This window comes from Undibacterium sp. Di24W (assembly GCF_049340325.1).
Taxonomy (GTDB): Bacteria; Pseudomonadota; Gammaproteobacteria; order Burkholderiales; family Burkholderiaceae_D; genus Undibacterium.
In genome coordinates, this window is record NZ_JBMPOP010000001.1 from 635,835 (window position 1) to 652,383 (window position 16,549).

Below are 16,549 nucleotides of genomic sequence, written 5' to 3' on the forward strand. Positions count from 1 at the left end.
GCGCTATCAGAAAGAAAAATTACTGAGTGCTTCGGGCATGCCGCCAGCGATGGCCTGCGCTTCGTTTTCGGCCAACTTGGTAGCATCCCAAATCTCAAAATGAGATCCCATGCCGAGCAACATGACATCGCGTTGCATACCGACGGCATTACGCAGTTCAGGCGTAACCAAGATACGACCAGAGCCATCCATTTCAACGTCAGAAGCATTACCGAGAAAAATACGTTGCCAAGCGCGCGCTGCCATAGGCCATGCGGCGATCTGTTCGCGATGTGATTCCCAGATTGGGCGCGGGAATAAAAGGAGGCAGCCATGAGGATGACGGGTCAAAGTCACCCGACCTTCACATTGCAGAGCGAGCGCGTCACGATGCCGGGCGGGGATAGACATCCTGCCTTTTGCATCCAAATTGAGTGCTGACGCGCCTTGAAACACGATTTTGGCCTTGCTTTCGAGAAATACCTTTGGAAGATTGAAGTAATTTTATGACTAGCTAATTTACGCCACAAAAAAACACTTTTTCACACTTTTCCCCACTTTAGAGGATCACTTGAGCATGGTCAAGCAAATTTATACGTGAAATGTGAAATTATTGAATAAAGTCAATGACTTAGCGCGCACAGTTAAACCTGTAAACGGAAGAATATCTCGATAAATTAGAGACTTACGAAAGATACTGAAAGTAGGACATCAGCTATACCCATGTGTTTAGCTAAATGACCTGAATAATGAATGGAGAGGGAAATGCCACAGTGAGCGAGCGCTCGCTAGCGGATGGTTGGCTCGTGAAAAGCACCTACTAAATCGAGAAATGAGACAGGAAAACAAAGATGGGAAAACAAAAAAGAGTCCAAACTAGCTAGCTGGACTCTTTCTCACAAGCTTTAGTATCGACTAATTATCGATTCTAATTAACCACACAAAGGCAGAGTAACGCCATCGCCACGACCATTATCTTTCAATGTCATTGTAGCTGTCGCAGTAGCACCAAGGCTATCAAGTACGGTGATAGTGATATCAAAGGTTCCGAATGGGACACGCACGCCACTGGAGTCAAACGGCGTAAAGCAACGATCAGTATTTGTGCCAAGGCCTACGCTCAAAACACTGCTACCGGCAGCAATACTCACACTAGACAAACGTTGATCACTAGTAAAGGCACGGTATGGTGGCGTGCCACCAAAAATATTGAGATTAACAATCTCCTTACTGTCTTCACCTAGCACGAAAAGATTCGGAGATATGCGAAGAATCGTATTAATTTGACTAGCCGTTAGGGTAAATGCCTTAGTCTGACCGGACGCATCTGTAATCGTCACGACCGTACTCCCAACATTCAGTAAAGTAGCTGTAAAGTCACCTCCGCTACTAGTCACAGTAGCCGGTGCAACAGAAGCAATGCTAGTGTTATTGACAGTAATCGCATACGGCGGCTTACCACCGCTCACCAGAAATTTCAGGCCATCGCCGACGTTGCCAGTGGCGCCATTTGGTTGCACATCAATTTCAGTAATGGTCGTAGCTGTAACCGTTACACCTATCGTAACGGAGTTACCACTATTATCGTATACAGTCACCTGAGTACTACCTGCTGCGACCGGATTAAGTTCTAGCGTAGTCCCACCGCTGACTTTAGCGGTTACAACACTAGCGTTACCACTAGTTGAACTATATGGCGCCACACCACCACCAATAACATAAGTATCTGATTTACCAACCGCTAAGGTGATACTGTTTCCGGCAGTTGTAAATAAACTCACACCGCTATCGCCAGAGCTGACTGTCACACTAAAACTAACCGAAGCACCCGTCGCATCAAAAATCGTTACCTGTGATGAGCCGACCGCAACACTCGAAATTGTAAATTCCGTGCCACTCACATTCGAAGGCACTGTCACCACAGCGGAATTGCTACTAGTTGCTTTGTAGGGCGCTTTACCACCACCGACGATATAGGTATTGCTGCTACCTTTAGGTGTGACTACACCCGTGCCGGCAGTTGTATAAAGTTCGACGGAACTACCGCCACCCGAACCCACGGTAAGGGCGATCTTAACAGACACACCAGTAGCATCAAACACTAAAAATTCCGCACTACCCGCGCTTACGGCATTAACCGTTAGAACATTATTCGCTACCTCAGCTTTGGCAACGTTAATGTTGCTGCTGGTCGCAACATATGGCGCTGTTCCACCGCCCACTGCATATACCGCTTTCGCACCAGGTTCCATCGTCACGGCACTAGCTGCTGCAATGTATAGCGGAATCACGGTTCCAGTCGGGTCAACCACGACCGTTGTACTGACCGAGTCACCCGTTGCGTCAAACACCATAATTTGGGCCGAACCTTTAGCGATACCTTTGACCGACACTGAATTTCCAGTCAAGGTAACGGTGGCGACGCTCTTATTATTACTAGTCACCAGATACGGTCCGGTACCACCACCCACCATATAATCGTTGATCTCGCCTATACTCGAATTAATGGTTCCTGCAGCAGTTACATATAGAGGCGTTACAGTCCCGCCATTACCGACAGTCACATTCACAGTAACTGCTGTACCAGCACTATCAACAATAATAATTTGGGCAGTCCCGGCTTTAATACCAGAAACAAAGAAGCTATTTTTATTAATCCCAACCGTGGCTATTGACGTATTACTGCTACTCACAAAATAAGCAGGGCTACCGCCACCGATCATAAAGCTATTGGAGAACCCAGGCGCTAAGTTCAAGTTACTTGGCGCTGTCACAAATAAATCTACGGTAGTGTTGCCGCTACCAATCGTCACACTGATGCTAATTTGTGCACCTGTAGAATCACTGATCACAATTTGCGCCGTGCCATTAAGCAGACCCTTAACATTTAAGGTCGTGCCTTTTACTTCCACACTAGCGACGGTCGCATTACTGCTACTCGCTTTATAGGTTGCCGTACCACCGCCAATCTCATAGCTAGCCGTGCTGCCGAGCGCAATACTCGCCGTGGCAGGCGCTGTCGTGTACAGCGATTTACCCGTGGGTATACCTACTGTGCCGGCACCGCCGCCGCAAGATGCAAGCAGTAACGCACTCAGCAGCAATCCAAACAAGGTATAAATCAAGCGAAGTGGGCGCGCGACTTTTGTCGCCAAACTATAAGTCGTATGAGAAACCATAATTATCCAAAAAAATTTACTGCTAATTGAACTTCGATTGAGCGCCATTATCCTATCGATTTTTCTTTTCTGCCTGATTTTATGCAAAGTATATACAAAGTATTTCAAAGGAATGAACGACGTCTCGCAGAGATTTAAGCAGGCGGGCGAAGCTAAATTAAAGACCAATACCAATACTATGTCAGCGATATTTTTGCATAGAACATGATCATTTGTTACAAATTCCCCATGTGAGAAACAACATGACACATTCAAATCCCTGCAAAACAGGTGGATAGTGCGTATCCTTGCGACGAGAAATGCTTATAATCGCCACTAGGACAACAGACCTCAATTTCTATGTACCATTCTCATTTTGGCCTGAACCAATCCCCATTCAGTATCACACCCAACCCCGCCTTCTTTTATTCTGGAAGTAAGCGCGGTGATATTTTGGATGCGCTAATTTATGCCGTAACCCATGGCGAGGGCATTATAAAAGTCACTGGCGAAGTGGGCAGCGGCAAGACTATGCTATGCCGCATGCTGGAAGGCTTAATGCCGGCTCATGTAGAAGTGATTTACCTAGTTAATCCGACCTTAAGTCGTGAAGAAGTCGTGTTCACTATTGCGGGCGAATTATCAATCCCGACCGAAGGAAAACGCCCCGACGAGGTAATACGCTTATTGCATCAAGATTTAATTACCAAGCATATCAATGGCAAACAAGTCGTCTTATTGGTGGAAGAAGCGCAAGCAATGCCACTCGACACTTTGGAGGAAATCCGCCTATTCTCTAATTTGGAAACAGCCCACCACAAGTTATTGCAAATTGTTTTATTTGGCCAGCCAGAATTAGATGAGAATCTCAACTTGCCCAGCATGCGCCAGTTGAAAGAACGGATTACCCACAGTTTTTTGGTACCTCCAATGCCACCGGCTCTCATTCCAGAATTCTTGATGTTTCGCATGCGGGCAGCAGGCTACCACGGCCCGAATGTCTTTAGCAAAGCCGCGATTAAACGCCTGGCAAAAGTATCGGAGGGCATCGTCAGGCGTATTAACATCCTCGCGGACAAGGCATTGCTGGCCGCCTTTGCAGACAATACTCATGCGGTGGAAGCCAAGCACATTAACGCTGCGATCCGCGATAGCGAATTTTCTTCCAAGAAGCCAGATATCGCTTACCAGCCTATTAGCTTAGCAATATTGAGTATGTTATTGCTATCGGGTCTGGCGTATTGGGCACATTGGTCATGGAAAACAAATAACGCCAATAAAGTCGCTGAGCTCAATGCGCCAGCGACAATCACTGCAACGGCTGCAACTAAAAAAAATGCAGGCATCAACACAACACCCGTTGCACTTACAGCCACGCAAACCAATACCGTCAAAAATGAGCAAGACCCGGTATCGACTAGCTCACCACGATCAGAAAAACTGATTGAACCAGTTAATTCCGTTTCCACAGCGCCGCCTGCGACTGAGAATACCAGCGTACTCCAACTACGCGTCGCACAATCAAAAAAATGGCTAGCTGAGACGCCCGACCATTTTTACACGATACAACTGAGTTTAGTCGATAATAGCGACGCATCGAAGTTAGAGGCGCTACTTAAACAATATGCCGGACAATTTGGCATAGACAATATCTATCTCTATCCAACCAAACTAGCGAACCAAGCGCGCTACGGCATTGTCTACAACAGCTTCAACAAGCGCGAAAACGCCTGGCAAAAGCGTAAGGAACTAGAAGAAACCACGGCAATTCGGGCACAATTACGCACGATAGAGGGACTTAAGAGCGAAATGGAGCGCTCACAGAGTGCGGATTTGTGGTGAAATAGAGAAAACTCGCCGCATTAACGCTTAGGTGGCATTAAAATTGCCTCACATATACTCGCCAATGACTTGTAATTGACCAATAACTCGAATCGATGAATAAATTAGCTGTCACCTGTTGCGTTTTCCTCGCTGGCTGCGGTACGCAAGCAATTGCGCCTTCTACCAGTCACATCCAAGAGGCGAATCGAAGTACCGATACGATTCCTGAGCCAGTGCGTCAAAGCGCCAGCATCAGCCCACCTAAGCCCACCCCTAAAGTGGAGACCTATAGTGTCGCTGTCTACAAAGTACCGGTGCAATCCCTGTTATTTGCCTTAGCACGTGATGCCAAAGTCAATGTCGATATCCATTCTGGTATCGAAGGCGAAGTCACTTTGAATGCCTTGGATCAAACCTTGCCGCAAATATTGTCACGCATCGCCAAACAAGTTGATATGCGATTCGAACTAAATGGCGCCAATTTAGTCGTACTGCCAGACACGCCCTTCCTGCGCAACTACAAGATCGATTACGTCAACGTATCGCGTGACACCAGCAGCACCGTCAGTATTGCAACGCAAATCTCGACCACCGGTGGCACCTCGGGCGATAGTAGCGGGGGCAATAACAATTCAACGACATCGGTCTCAAACACCTCGAACAATCGTTTCTGGATAACCTTGGTAGAAAACATCAAGGACACTTTGCGTGAGACCGACAAGCAATTCCCAGACAATAATGCACAAAATGCCGCCAATCAGGCAGCGCCAGCAACGGCCAATGGCACTGCGGGCGCAAATACGACCGCAAACAATAACAATGCTCGTCAAGTTAGCTATCGTGAAGCCGCATCGGTCATCGCCAATCCCGAAACCGGCCTGATTGCCGTACGTGCTACGGGTCGTCAACATGAAAAAATTCAAGAGTTCCTCGACTTGGTGATGTCCAGTGCCAAACGCCAAGTCTTGATCGAGGCGACCGTCATTGAAGTTCAACTCAACGATCAATACCAGCAAGGAATAAACTGGTCATCGTTACGCACCAGTCCCAACGAAGGACCGAATGTCAGTTTCGGTCAAGCAAACGGAAGCGCGTTACCATCCGGTATCAACCCAAGCACCAGTCAAGGCATCCTGAATTTTAATTTCTTGAAACCCTTGACGGGCTTAGGCAATATCGCTGCGACCATACAATTATTAGAATCGTTTGGTAAAGTCAAAGTGCTATCCAGCCCGAAAATTAGCGTTTTGAATAATCAAACGGCTTTGCTGAAAGTAGTAGACAACCGTGTTTACTTCACGATTACGGCAACAACCCAGCAAGGCAGCGTCGGCACCCCCGCTATCACGACCTACACTTCAAGCCTCAATACGGTGCCGGTAGGTTTTGTCATGAGCGTGACTCCGCAGATCGCGGACAGCGAAGAAGTAACGATCAATGTCCGTCCTAGCATTTCTCGCATTATCGGTTTTGTTCAAGATCCCAACCCAGCATTAGCCAATGCGACCGTGCCAGTAGTAAGTCAAGTACCTGTCATACAAACCCGCGAGATGGAATCGGTCTTAAAAGTCAGCAGCGGCCAGATTGCTGTCATGGGTGGTTTGATGCAAGACAGTGTCAATAATTTAAAAGACGAAGTACCCGGTGCCAGTAAAATTCCCTTCTTTGGCAATGCTTTAAGCTACAGAAATGAGACCGCGACTAAATCAGAATTAGTTATTTTTATGCGTCCTATCGTCGTTAAAGATGCGAGTCTGAGCGGTGACTATAAAAATTATCGCTACCTTTTACCGAACGATGCGCCGCTCAATAAAGAACCCTATACGGAACCCGCGCCCAACCAACCGACAAGCAAAACGCCTAACGCAAACAGTGCAAAAAAGGCGGGACAACCATGAGTTTGTTAATGCAGGCGCTCAAGAAAGCAGAGCAAACCAAACAAAAGCAACAAAGCGATGCCGTCCTATCTCTATCGCCGACAGAAAATCATCCAGAAACCGTATTTCCCGCAGCTGAAACGCCGAGTTTGGAACCGGTCAAATCCGAACTTGTGTTAGCGGATGATGCATCGTTGTCGCTCACATTGGATCAGACCAAACCGGAAAGCCATTTTCTAGAAGATGTACTCCCTGCCACGACTATCAGTCAACCCTTGAATGCCTTGGCTGCTCAATATGAACCGTTTATGGGTGAAGGCTTTACAGCCCCCTCATCAGCATCATATGCGGTACAAGAGACAGCACACGAGACCGCACATAACTCCGCACAAAAAACGCCGGAAGCAGATGCTATATTAGAAATGCCGGCAACAAAGCCTGAGCAATCCATGGCGGACAGGCTGCAAAGACCACGAATAGATCCCGAGCAAGTCAGAGCCAATGCAAAAGTAGATCCTTTACTTGCGGCAGAGCAAAAAAAAGCTCAATCCGTTTTTGCCTCAAAAACTATACCAGCAGACCGTAAGAAACCTTGGCTATTCGCCTTTAGCGGCATCAGCCTCTTTGTGTTAGCGGGTGTTGCTTATGTCTATTGGCAAAGCAATCTGATAGAGAATCGACCGGGAATTTTGGGTAGTGCTGTCAATACTGTGCCAGCTCAAATTCCAGAGCAGTTGCCAACACCTGCATCGACTGCGAACACGAATGATATCGCCACTGCTTCAGCCGCGAGCGCGGTTGAAACGAGCACATTGCCGACTGCTATTGCGACAAACTCAAGCGCAAGCACGGCTTCAAATTCGGCGCAAAATCCTGCAAGTAATGCGAACAAAGCATCAAGCAGTGAGCTAAAAATTGCAGCAGTTTCCAAGAAAAATAAGGAGGATGATCTTGGATCTGCGGCCGGGTCATCGAATCAATCGTCGAAAAAATCGGCCAAGCCATCTTCCAGCAATGCCACTAGTTTGCCAGGTCACATCGTACACGACGCGAATGCTATCCAAATTCGCAAAGGCAATAGCGGTAACCAAATCAACCCAACATTGAGTAGCGCTTATCAAGCTTTTTTAGCGGGCGATGTCGCCACGGCAGAACGTCAGTACCAAAGCGTACTAACACAAGAACCGAATAGTCGTGATGCCTTACTCGGCTTGGCTGCACTCGCACTCAATCAAAGAGCTGCAGATAAAGCAGGTGGTTTTTACGGAAAATTATTAGAACTTGATCCAAATGACCCGGAAGCAATTGCTGGCCTCACGAGTTTGCAGCAAGGTGATCCTGTGCAAAGCGAAAGTCGCCTAAAGATCGCCTTAACACTACACCCCAATGCGGGCTCCATCTTGTTTGCATTAGGTAATTTATATGCGCAACAAGGGCGCTGGTCTGACGCACAACAGAATTATTTCCGCGCTTTCACCACACAACCCGTCAATGCCGACTACGCGTTTAATCTGGCGGTCAGTTTGGATAGATTAAATCAAAGCAAACTCGCTAAAGAGTACTATCAACGCGCTTTAGAAGCAGGCCAAAACGGCCCCGGTAATTTTAGTCGCAGCAAAGTGCAACAACGCATTGCCGATCTTGAGAAGGCACTAAATGAGTAAGGCAATTGCAATAGACCGCGGACCAACAAGATGTTTTGTTTTATCCCAGCACGACAAAACAGATAGAGCATAAGCATGGCTGAACCGTTAAAACTCCCCTTGGGCAAACTATTGATCTCAAAAGGGGTCATTAGTGAAGATCAATTACGTATTGCCCTGATTGAGCAGAAAGCAACTAGTTTGCCGCTCGGTAAATTGCTGATTACCTTGGGCTTTGTTACCGAAGCGACAGTACGCGAAGCACTGAGCGAAAACCTGAATCAGCAAAGTACCGATCTGACCAGCATCATCGCTGACGCCAATGCGATCAAATTAGTCTCTAAAGATGTGGCGAAGCGCTATCGCGTGTTCCCTATGGTGTTCGACAAGAATCTACGCAAGCTCATGCTCGCGATGGCCGATACTGCAAATATCGTTGCGCTCGATCAAATCAGCGCAATGCTGGGTAAAGATATCAGCGTCACCCCAATGTTGGCGAGTGAATCTGATATCGTAAAAGCGATTGATCAGTATTACGGTTTTGAATTATCCATTGATGGCATCTTGCAAGAGATCGAAACCGGTGAGATCAATTACAAAAGTCTGCAATCAGTTTCCGATGAGTATAGTCAGCCTTTGGTCCGTTTGATGGACGCTATTTTGGCCGATGCGGTTCAGCAAAACGCATCCGATATTCACTTCGAACCGGAAGAGTTTTTCTTACGCATACGTTACCGTATCGATGGGATTTTGCGGCAAATTCGCAGCTTGCATAAAACCTATTGGCCTGCGATGGTGGTGCGTTTAAAAGTCATGAGCAATATGAATATTGCCGAAACTCGCTCGCCGCAAGATGGTCGGATTTCAATCAATTTTTCCGGTCGACAGATTGACTTTCGTTCAGCAGCGCAACCCACAACGCATGGCGAGAACGTCGTTCTGCGTATTTTGGACAGACAAAAAGGCCTAGTACCCTTAGATAATCTGGGCTTAGAAGAAAACGATCTGATGTTGCTCAAACTGATGATTGCACGCCCTGAAGGCATCATCCTGGTAACCGGCCCTACCGGTAGCGGTAAGACCACGACGCTGTATTCGATCCTGAATCACGTTAATACCGATTCGGTCAACATCATGACCTTGGAAGATCCCGTCGAATATCCTATGCCCATGATACGCCAGACCTCGGTCAACGAATCGGCCAAGATGGGATTTGCAAATGGTATCCGTTCTATGATGCGGCAAGATCCCGACATCATTCTGGTCGGTGAAATTCGCGACACAGAAACCGCTGAAATGGCGTTTAGCGCCGCGATGACCGGACATCAGGTTTACTCCACTTTACATACCAATTCCGCCATCGGTGCGGTACCTCGCTTGCTCGATATCGGCATTTTGCCCGACATCATGGCCGGCAATATCATCGGTATCGTGGCGCAACGCTTGATACGTAAATTATGCGTGCATTGTAAAGAGGAAGTCACTGCAGATGACATGGAAAGACAATTATTGGGAATTAAAAAAGACGATGCCCCGACCCGTATTTATCGCGCAGTAGGCTGCTCACACTGCATGCACCAAGGTTATAAAGGACGTATGTCTATCTTAGAAATTCTTAAGATCGATAGCGAACTCGATGATTTAATCGCGCGCCGCGCAACGCAACGAGAATTGCGTAAAGCGGCACTCGCTGCGGGATTCCGTCCCTTAGTCGAAGACGCGGTAAGACGTGTATTGGAAGGCGTAACGACTTTAGATGAAATTTCACGTGTGGTTGATTTGACAGACAGGCTCAAACCATGACGATGTATAGCTATAGTGCTATTGCCAGCAATGGCAAAAAGCAAAAAGGCAGCATGGATGCGTCCAACGTGCCTGAGCTGGAGCTACGTCTGAAGCGTATGGATTTGGATCTGATCGACTTTAAAGAACAAGCCGCAAAATCTATTTCCTTAGGTCGCGTCAAAGTGACGCGAAAAGATCTCATCAATTTTTGCTTTCATATGGAGCAGATGACGGCGGCGGGCGTACCTATTTTAGAAGGCTTAAGCGATTTACGAGACGGTGCAGAGAATCTGCGTTTTCGCGGTGTCATGGCCGATCTGATTGAAAACATCGAGGGTGGTTCGCAACTATCAGAAGCGATGGAACGTTACCCCATGATCTTTGATCGAACTTTCACCAGCCTGATTACCGCCGGTGAGAAGACGGGACGTATTTCGGAAGTATTTCAAAGCTTGGGCGAAAGCATCAAATGGCAAGATGAATTAGCGGCGCAAACCAAGAAAATTATTATGTATCCGCTGATTGTCGGCATCGTTGTCACGGGTGTTATTTTCTTTTTGATGATTTATCTGGTGCCTCAATTGATCAGCTTTATCACCAGTATGGGACAAGAGTTGCCATTCCATACTAAGGCTTTAATTTTTGTTTCCAATATTTTTATTCACTATTGGTATATTGTCCTAAGCCTACCTTTTTTGTTATGGCTGGGGCTGTTAGTTCTATTAAAAAATAGCCCGGAAGCGCGATTCAAGGCGGATGGCTACAAATTGCGACTATGGATGGTAGGCCCAGTTTTACATAAAATTATTTTGTCCCGCTTCGTCACGTTTTTTGCCTTAATGTATGAATCCGGCATTACGATTTTAGACTGCATACGTCTATCAGAAGATATCGTCGACAACGAAGCCATCGCTGCGGGCTTGCGTCGGGCTGGTGTATTGATCTCAGAAGGCCAAAGCGTTACTGCAGCATTTCAAAGCACAGATATTTTCCCGCCCATGGTGATACGCATGTTAAAGATCGGTGAAACAACAGGCGCTTTGGATACCGCTTTACGCAATGTCAGTTATTTTTATAATCGCGACATCAAAGAAATGATAGAAAGAGTCCAGGCGATGATAGGACCGGCGATGACCGTGATTCTAGGGCTGACTTTAGGCTGGATTATGCTGGCTGTGATGGGACCAATTTACGACAGTTTATCCAAACTAAAATAAGAAAATTAGGAACGATTTTGGCTAAGCACCTGCTCTACCTGACGAACAATCAATTAAGCGCCGTTATCTGGGATAAAGGCGAGCTATCGCACGTCCGGGTTTTTGACAACTATGCCAGCGGTTGGTCCAAGTTTGCTGAGTATTTAGCGGACTTGAGCAAACTCCCTGCTTTTTTTCTGACAGATCTAATTGAAGAAGATTTTCAACGTGACAGTATTCCCCATGTCTTTGGATCTGCACGAAAAAATTTACTTGAGCGTCGTTTGAATTCACTTTATCGTGACACGCCTTATCGTGACGCCAGCCGACAAGGGCGCGAAAAGGATGGGCGCAAAGACGATCAGATGCTATTTAGCGCACTGACCAATCCGCAATTACTCAAACCGTGGATCGACGCTTTACAAAAACTGAAAATCGATATTGCTGGGATTTACTCGGTTGCCTTACTCAATCCGCTACTATTTAAACGCTTGAATTTGGGCAAACAAGCCGCTTTGCTTGTCACCCACCAATCTAGTGGTTTGCGTCAGAGTTTTTTTCAAGATGGCTACTTACGATTTAGTCGCTTAGCACCAGAAACGGCCTGGAGTCCTGAGTCCATTGCCGATACGACCACTATCGAGATTGGCAAAACCCGTCAATTCCTCGCCAGTACCAGACAACTTGCACGCGGCGCACCGCTAGAAATTGTCGTCGTGGCGCAAGATGAAATCCTCACCCGCTTACAAGAACGTACGGTGACAGAGGATGGAACGCATTATCGTTTTATCGATCTGAATGAAGCGCGTCAGGTATTTAAAATGCCCGCCTCGCTGGAATTGACTTACTGTGACCCCTTATTTTTATCATTGCTAGGCACACAGCGGATCGCTAGTCATTATGCGACCGCAGAACAAGCTCGCACCCATTACTATTCGCAACTCAGAGATGCGCTCAATGTCGTCAGCGTCGCTACCGTCGCACTCGCCTTATTTTGGTCGGGATCAAATGGCATTGACGCCTACCAGGCACGCCAAACTGCACAGCAAGCAAAGATAGAAACCTTAAGTGCAATGGCGAAGTATCAGGAAACAACCAACACCATGCCGGCAACGGTTGCCAATCCCTTAGAAATGAGAACGGCGGTCGAGTTGGACCGCACTCTTAGCAAGAACGCGCCCGACCCAAGTGCATTGTTAGTCAGTCTGAGCCGCGCCTTAGATGCCTTACCGCAAATCAAAATACACGAACTCAATTGGAAAAGCAGTGAAACTGATGGTGGCGCTATCGACCCCAATACCATGCCTGCACCGCCTGCTGACGGCGTGATATCAATTTCGCCTGGCCTGTTAGGTATTCCTAAACGAGCTTTTGACATTCTTGAATTGGAAGCGGAAGTCATCCCATTTAAGAATGATTATCGAAGCGCGGTGGAGAGCGTACAGTTGTTCGTCAATGAATTGCAAAAGGATACCCGTCTACAAGTTAGTATTGTCAAACCTGCATTGGATACCCGACCTAGCGTTAAACTGGAAAGCCAGATTGGCAATGATGATGCCTTGGCAAAACCACGTTTTAGTTTAAAAATTATTGGAAAACCTTAAGATGGCGCAAAGTTCACAGCCACCCGCCAAACTAAACATCGGCACGGCCAAAGAGCCGCCCAAATTACGTGGCTTCATGCACGATGATTTCCCTATCATCCGGCAGGCATGTATTCGACTTGGCCTATGCCTGGCTTTCGCGACGCTACTAATTGGCGGGACACATTTTTTCTATTTACAGCAAAATGAATTACAGCTGCAAGCACAAACTGAATTATCACAAGCGCAAGGAAAATATACTTACGCAACCAATGAAAAAAATGATATTCGCGAATTTCAACCCGCCTATATACAGCTCGTTGAACGTGGTTTTGTTGGTGAAGAAAAGCGTTTAGACGTAGTCGAGCTGATCCAAACGATTCAAGCGAAATATCGTTTATTACCTATGAGCTATGAGATATTTCCACAACAAACGGTGGCACTTGACCCAGCGACTCCGTCCGGAGAACTGGAGCTGCGCGCCAGCAAATTGGTATTTAAAATGAACTTATTGCACGAGATGGATATGCTGAATCTGTTCAAAAGTCTGCGCGAGCGAGGTCAATTTATTAATCAGTCTTGCGCCGTCAAAACAAGTAATGCCGTCAGTGCCAACCTCTTACCGAATCAACTCGAAGCAGAATGTAGTCTGCAATGGGTGACGATGAGCCGACGTGTGGCAGCCGATCTGGCGCCTCCCGCTCAGACACAATAAATAACACTCATGCCAACCGATCTAGACACAAAGAATTCGTGATGCCCACATTGCTAACTATGCGAATCAAGCTTCTATCCACCGCATCAGCTTACCTAGGCTGTCATCGATTCTTATCGCCGTCAAATATGCTATCGGCCATGTTATTGTTCGCTCTTTTTTGTGCGGTACCGGCACAAGGACAGAACCTGGGAAGATTATTTTCAACGCCCGCAGAGCGCGTCAATCTGGATCGTTTGCGCTCGCAAAACAAATTGGGAGAGCAGCCAGTTGTCGAAACCTCCCCTGCGCCTGTCACTGAGGTGCCGCCTCAAGAATTTACTCATAACGGTTTTGTAAAACGCAGCAATGGGTTAGAAACGACTTGGATCAATCAACTGCCGAGTCAAGACCAGAAAAAATCGTCGAATATTAAAGTCATACAGCAATTAAGCAAACCGCCTGCCGTCTCTGTGCTGCTATCCTCAGGCAAGCGTCAAGAACTTAAAGTTGGGCAAAGTTTTGATGCCACGACGGGCAAAATACGTGAAGTGTATGAAGCCGCGCCACCGAGACCAATTAAGAAAACTGAGGAAAAGCCTTAGTACCGATGCGCAGTCTTGTTCAGTTACGCATAAAACATCATGGCGTCATTCCTGCATAGGCAGGAATCCAGCGTCTTTGGGGGGTTACGCCGCTGGGTTCCCGTTTTCGCGGGAACGACGAGAAATGCTCAAGAGCTTTACTGAACGACACTAAGCGCTGATGAGTACACTTAAACAATGAGAAAGTGGCATTTCAAGACTAATGAACGCGTTGCTGCAAACTGGCTTTTTTCAAGACCTCAGAAATACTTGGATGGCTGAGATAATCATCAAAATGGCTAAGGCTAATACTCGTATTCAAAGCAGCAACGCGATAAGTAGTAGCTTGGGCGGCCGGTAAGGTTAAAGGCTGGTCTGCAAGATTAGGCATTTCATCGTTACCAGCGCGTTGAGTACCGGGTGGAGGTACTAGAGCAATCGGTCCTATCGTGCCGGGTTGTAGAACCCCAGCAGCATTGTAAGCACCGGCACCCGTTTCTCCATGCGAAATGACGACATAGGCAGCACCCGTTCCCAACACACGATTATTAATACGAGTTGCCCAGCCACCCGCACCACCGACACCATCCCACACGTCCAAACCTTTACCCGCTAAAAAAGTCGCTGGCGGAGTGCAGGTAGCAGGATTCGCAACGCAAGTCGGGGTAGGCGTACGGCAAGCGCCACCACCAGCGACCGAACCGGTACCAGACACATCACAATTACTCATATCCATTAAACGTGGTGCCAATCCTGTTAAAGCTGGATCTACGCGATAGGTAAGGCGAGCCCCCCAAGGATCTCGGCTCTCATCTTCACTTAAACCCAGGGTCACCCACGGTAAAACACCATGCGCCTGCAAAGGGCAACTGGCCAGCTCCAAACCCACATTCGCTGTGCCACTGGCAATTCTTCCATCGGCAGGACATGGCAGGCGTCTGTGCTGCGCCACATAGCTGACTAAGGCCAGATCCACTTTGCTAAGGACTTTGGTTATCGCTGTATTTTTACCTAAACGACGCTGAGCATCCGACATCGCCCATTTTGCAAATACGGCCAAGGCGATAATTGCCACAATCGCGACGATCGTCATCAAAGCGAAGCCAGCTTGCTTTTGCTTTGCATTAATTGGTATGTGCGCGTGGTCCAAGATTGGCTTTCATTAAAACGGTCATGATGGTTGGATGACTTAGGTAGTCGTCAAAGTGCGCCGTTGTTGCCCTATCGTTCATCGGTGCATCGCGATAGGTGTAGGGTATAGATGGTGGCGGAAGAGAAAGAAGAGGTCCGGGAGCGGCAACAGATGCAGGAGGCGGCGGCAACAATGCTCCACCATTGAGATTGAATGTTTCGTCTGCTGTTCCAGAAGCAATATTTCCCGGCTGCGGGGACACACCACTTTTATTATATGCGCCACCGCCACTAGGCCCGTGCGATATCAGCACATAGGCAGCCCCTGTGCCGGCACTTCGGTTATTCTGACGCAATGCCCAGCCTACAGCGCCATTGACGCCATCCCAAACATCTAACCCTTTGTTCTTAAGAAATTCGGCTGGTGAAGTACAATTCGGGCTAGAGGTGCAAGGCGCAGCTGGTATTTTGCATTCACCAATGGCACTTGCTAATCCGATACTCGCAGGATCACAGTTACTCATATCCATTAACCGAGGAAATGTGCTACCCGTCGCCAGTGCGGGATCGACCCTATAGCTAATGCGTCCGCCCCAAGGGTCGGTCGCATCAGCTTCACTCAGTCCCAATGTGACCCAAGGCACGACGCCATTCGCTTGGTTATTCGGGTTGCAGTTGCCTATCGATGACGGTACAGTTGGCCCTAGCCACAAAGTCTCCAGCCCAACACCGGCTGTACCGCTGTCGATAGTACCATCCGCAGGACAAGGCAAACGCTTATACAGCGCGACAAAATTAGCTAAAGCTGTATCTATCGTTTCTAACTGAGTACGCACCGTACTGCGTTGCTGCCCTTCACGCAAACTTCCGGTCACGCCAACGATCATACCAAACGCCAATCCAATAATTAAAAGGACTATCGCAATCTCGACCAAGCTAAAGCCACGCGTTTTTTTTCTCTGTTGCTGAATCATATTTTTTCCTTAAACTAGCTTGCTTGTATTTCAAATTTTATTTTAACGGACATTAAAATTCCAACAAGTTCAGTTGCATAAAACCAAAGCACACAGGGCACCTTGCCGCCGCCACCTCAGG

At 47.5% G+C, this 16,549-nt stretch carries 12 protein-coding genes; 8 read left to right on the forward strand and 4 right to left on the reverse strand.

The genetic code is table 11. The features are described from left to right. Positions 1–6: 6 nt before the first annotated feature. Together mraZ and ACO0KZ_RS02595 are read right to left on the reverse strand one after the other, a co-directional pair. Positions 7–435 carry a division/cell wall cluster transcriptional repressor MraZ gene (gene mraZ / locus ACO0KZ_RS02590; protein WP_422992411.1) on the reverse strand — a complete coding sequence of 143 codons (429 nt, stop codon included), beginning with the start codon at positions 433–435 and terminating at the stop codon, positions 7–9. Positions 436–911: 476 nt separating this feature from the next. Beyond that, on the reverse strand, positions 912–3,158 hold the full coding sequence (locus tag ACO0KZ_RS02595; RefSeq protein WP_422992413.1) for a beta strand repeat-containing protein: 2,247 nt from the start codon (positions 3,156–3,158) through the stop codon (positions 912–914). Between the two features lie 339 nt (positions 3,159–3,497). Between ACO0KZ_RS02595 and ACO0KZ_RS02600 the strand changes: the two genes are divergently transcribed. From ACO0KZ_RS02600 to ACO0KZ_RS02635, 8 genes are all read left to right on the forward strand, one after another. Further along, positions 3,498–4,979, forward strand: coding sequence for an ExeA family protein (locus tag ACO0KZ_RS02600; RefSeq protein WP_422992415.1), 1,482 nt, complete (start codon positions 3,498–3,500; stop codon positions 4,977–4,979). Positions 4,980–5,074: 95 nt separating this feature from the next. Continuing rightward, positions 5,075–6,859 carry a pilus (MSHA type) biogenesis protein MshL gene (mshL, locus tag ACO0KZ_RS02605; RefSeq protein ID WP_422992417.1) on the forward strand — a complete coding sequence of 595 codons (1,785 nt, stop codon included), beginning with the start codon at positions 5,075–5,077 and terminating at the stop codon, positions 6,857–6,859. After that, positions 6,856–8,502, forward strand: coding sequence for a tetratricopeptide repeat protein (locus ACO0KZ_RS02610; RefSeq protein WP_422992419.1), 1,647 nt, complete (start codon positions 6,856–6,858; stop codon positions 8,500–8,502). Before mshL ends, ACO0KZ_RS02610 begins: the two co-directional genes overlap by 4 nt. A gap of 75 nt (positions 8,503–8,577) precedes the next feature. Beyond that, complete coding sequence (locus ACO0KZ_RS02615) at positions 8,578–10,284, forward strand: GspE/PulE family protein (RefSeq protein WP_422992421.1); 1,707 nt, start codon at positions 8,578–8,580, stop codon at positions 10,282–10,284. Then, the gene (locus ACO0KZ_RS02620) at positions 10,281–11,483 is read left to right on the forward strand and encodes a type II secretion system F family protein (protein WP_422992423.1); all 1,203 of its coding nucleotides are present in this window, start codon (positions 10,281–10,283) and stop codon (positions 11,481–11,483) included. The genes ACO0KZ_RS02615 and ACO0KZ_RS02620 overlap by 4 nt, the downstream gene beginning before the upstream one ends. Positions 11,484–11,500: 17 nt before the next feature. After that, positions 11,501–13,066, forward strand: a complete 1,566-nt coding sequence (locus ACO0KZ_RS02625) for a hypothetical protein (protein ID WP_422992425.1) — start codon at positions 11,501–11,503, stop codon at positions 13,064–13,066. Position 13,067: 1 nt separating this feature from the next. Continuing rightward, positions 13,068–13,760 (forward strand): hypothetical protein, encoded by a 693-nt coding sequence (locus ACO0KZ_RS02630; protein ID WP_422992427.1) that lies wholly within the window; start codon positions 13,068–13,070, stop codon positions 13,758–13,760. Between the two features lie 41 nt (positions 13,761–13,801). Continuing rightward, positions 13,802–14,344 (forward strand): hypothetical protein, encoded by a 543-nt coding sequence (locus ACO0KZ_RS02635; protein WP_422992428.1) that lies wholly within the window; start codon positions 13,802–13,804, stop codon positions 14,342–14,344. Positions 14,345–14,543: 199 nt separating this feature from the next. Here ACO0KZ_RS02635 and ACO0KZ_RS02640 read toward each other — a convergent pair whose 3' ends face one another. Together ACO0KZ_RS02640 and ACO0KZ_RS02645 are read right to left on the reverse strand one after the other, a co-directional pair. Further along, entirely contained in the window at positions 14,544–15,473 is a 930-nt protein-coding gene (locus ACO0KZ_RS02640) for a type II secretion system protein (RefSeq protein WP_422992430.1), read from the reverse strand. Further along, positions 15,448–16,428: a type II secretion system protein gene (locus ACO0KZ_RS02645; protein WP_422992432.1), complete on the reverse strand. Its 981-nt coding sequence runs from the start codon at positions 16,426–16,428 to the stop codon at positions 15,448–15,450. The genes ACO0KZ_RS02640 and ACO0KZ_RS02645 overlap by 26 nt, the downstream gene beginning before the upstream one ends. Between the last annotated feature and the right edge of the window lie 121 nt (positions 16,429–16,549).